The 2,647-nt window shown below is 75.6% G+C and carries 3 protein-coding genes; all 3 read left to right on the plus strand.

The window, feature by feature from the left end:
• A partial coding sequence (locus AC0CYZ_RS06415) for an AAA family ATPase (protein WP_472213456.1) occupies positions 1–699 on the plus strand: 699 nt, incomplete at its 5' end.
• 28 nt (positions 700–727) lie between these two features.
• Positions 728–1,969 (plus strand): vWA domain-containing protein, encoded by a 1,242-nt coding sequence (locus AC0CYZ_RS06420; protein ID WP_472213457.1) that lies wholly within the window; start codon positions 728–730, stop codon positions 1,967–1,969.
• The coding region (locus AC0CYZ_RS06425) for an XdhC family protein (RefSeq protein ID WP_472213458.1) at positions 1,962–2,647 on the plus strand (686 nt) is incomplete at its 3' end. The genes AC0CYZ_RS06420 and AC0CYZ_RS06425, both read left to right, overlap by 8 nt.

Below are 2,647 nucleotides of genomic sequence, written 5' to 3' on the forward strand. Positions count from 1 at the left end.
GAGCTGGTGCGGTTGCAGTGCTACGAGGGCATCGACGCGGCGCAGGCCCTCTACGACTGGGACTTCCCCCGGCAGGTCCTGCACCTGCGGGCCCTCGAGGCGGCCCGCCGCCGCGACGAGGACCTCGACGTCGCCGCCGTCGAGAGCTCGCTCTTCGACGAGCGCTTCCTGCTGGAGCGGCCCGTGCTGCGGGCCCTGCGCAGCCCGAACGCCGTCCTGCTCGTCGACGAGGTCGACCGCGCCGACGACGAGTTCGAGGCCTTCCTGCTCGAGGTGCTCGCGGAGAACTCGGTGACGATCCCCGAGATCGGCGTGGTGCGGGCGGAGACGCCGCCGCTGGTCGTCCTCACCTCCAACCGCACCCGCGAGGTGCACGACGCGCTCAAGCGCCGCTGCCTCTACCTCTGGCTCGAGCACCCCGACCTCGCCCGGGAGATCGCGATCCTGAAGGCGCGGATGCCGCACCTGTCGTCCGAGCTGGCCGAACAGGTGGCGCAGGCGGTGCAGCGGCTGCGCGGACTCGACCTGCTCAAGCCGCCCGGGGTCGCCGAGACGCTGGACTGGGCCGCGGCGCTCGAGCTGATCGGGGCGCGGCGCCTCGACCTGGAGTCGGCGACCGCGACGCTGGGCGCGGTGCTCAAGTACCGCGAGGACGCCGACCGGGCCCGCGACGCGCTGGACGCCCTGCTCGCGTCATGAGCACCTGGGGCGAGCGGAGCGACGGGGAATGACGCGAGCCGACCGGGGCGGGAGCACCGACGAGACGGTTCCCCGCGCCCACGCCGGCGCGGTGCTGGCCTCCGGCGTCGTCGAGGCACTGGGCGGGGGCGCTCCGGCCGACCCGGAGACCCCCGACGAGGACGCGGTCCTCACCGACCTCGTCGCCTTCACCCGGCTGTTGCGCAACGCGGGGGTGCCGGTCACCCCCGACCGGACCGCCACGTACCTGCAGGCCCTGCGCGAGGTCGACCTGGCCAGCGAGGTCGCCATGTACTGGGCGGGCCGGCTGACGCTGTGCTCGGACCCCGACGACGTGGCCCGCTACGACCAGGCCTTCCACGCCTGGTTCTCCTCGGACCCGCGCGAGCAGCGGATGGGCCGCGCGGCGCCGCCGAAGCCGCGGACCTCGACGATCGCGGCCCTCTCGAGCCCGGAGCGCTCCGGGGACGGCGAGGACTCCGAGGACGTGCCCGAGCTGCGGGTGGCCGCCTCCGGCGAGGAGGTGCTGCGCGACCGCGACATCGCGGAGCTGACGATCGGCGAGCGAGAGCACCTGCGCCGGATGATGGCGCTCCTGCGCCCGGACCCGCCGCGACGCCGGGCCCGCCGCCGGCGTCCCGCGCGGCGTGGTGAGGCCGACGCCCGCGCGACCCTGCGCGCGACGCTGCGCCACGCCGGGGAGATCCCGGGACTCTCGCGGCGCAACCGGCGGCAGCGGCCGCGCCGCGTCGTGCTGCTGCTCGACGTGTCGGGGTCGATGGCGCCGTACGCGGACGCCCTGCTGCGCTTCGCCCACGTCCTCACCCGGCGCACCCCGCAGGCCGTCGAGACCTTCACCCTCGGGACCCGGCTCACGCGGGTCACCCGCGAGCTGCGCCAGCGCGACCCCGAACGGGCGCTGCGCGACGCGGGCAACGCCATCCCCGACTGGTCCGGCGGCACCCGGCTCGGCGAGGTCATGACCGCCTTCCTCGACCGGTGGGGCCAGCGCGGCGTCGCGCGCCGCGCCGTCGTCGTGGTGTTCTCCGACGGCTGGGAGCGCGGGGGCACGGACCTGCTCGGTGAGCAGATGGCGCGCCTGGCCCGGCTGGCGCACTCCGTGGTGTGGGTGAACCCCCACGCCGGCAAGCGCGGCTACGAGCCGGTGCAGGGCGGAATCGCAGCGGCCCTCCCGCACGTTGACCGATTGTTGGCCGGTCACTCGCTGGCCACCCTGCAGGAGCTCACGGAGGTGCTGGCGGATGCGTGACGTGCTCACGAGCCTCGAGTCGTGGTGGGCCGACGGGCGGTCCGCGGCGCTGGCCACCGTCGTCGGGACCTTCCGTTCCGCCCCCCGCCAGCCGGGGGCGTCCATGCTCGTCGGCCCCGACGGCCAGGCCGTCGGCAGCGTGTCCGGCGGCTGCGTCGAGGGGGCGGTCTACGAGCTCGGGAACGAGATCCTCGAAGGCGCCGACCCGACACTGCAGCGCTACGGCGTGTCCGACGACGACGCCTTCGCGGTCGGGCTGACCTGCGGCGGCATCCTCGACGTGTTCGTCGAGCAGGTCGACCGCGAGAGCTACCCGCAGCTCGGCGAGATCGCCGCGGCCGTCCGCGAGCGGCGGCCGGTGGCGACCGCGACGATCGTCTCCGGGCCCGGCGTCGGCCGGCGCCTGGTCGTGTGGCCGGACCGGGTCGAGGGCTCGCTGGGCAGCCACCGGCTCGACGACGCGGTGCGCGACGACGCCCGCGGACTGCTCGCGGCCGGGCGCACCACCCTGGTCACCTACGGGACCGACGGCGAGCGCCGCGGGGAGGGCCTCGGGGTGTTCGTCGAGTCCTTCGCGCCCGCGCCCCGCCTCATCGTCTTCGGGGCCATCGACTTCGCCGCCGCCGTCGCCCGCATCGGGACCTTCCTCGGGATGCGGGTGACCGTGTGCGACGCGCG

It is taken from the genome of Actinomycetospora sp., from assembly GCF_055612215.1.

Coding starts and splice junctions, on each gene's coding strand:
- AC0CYZ_RS06420 (WP_472213457.1), top strand. CDS start 728: ATGACGCGAGCCGACCGGGGCGGGAGCACCGACGAGACGGTTCCCCGC.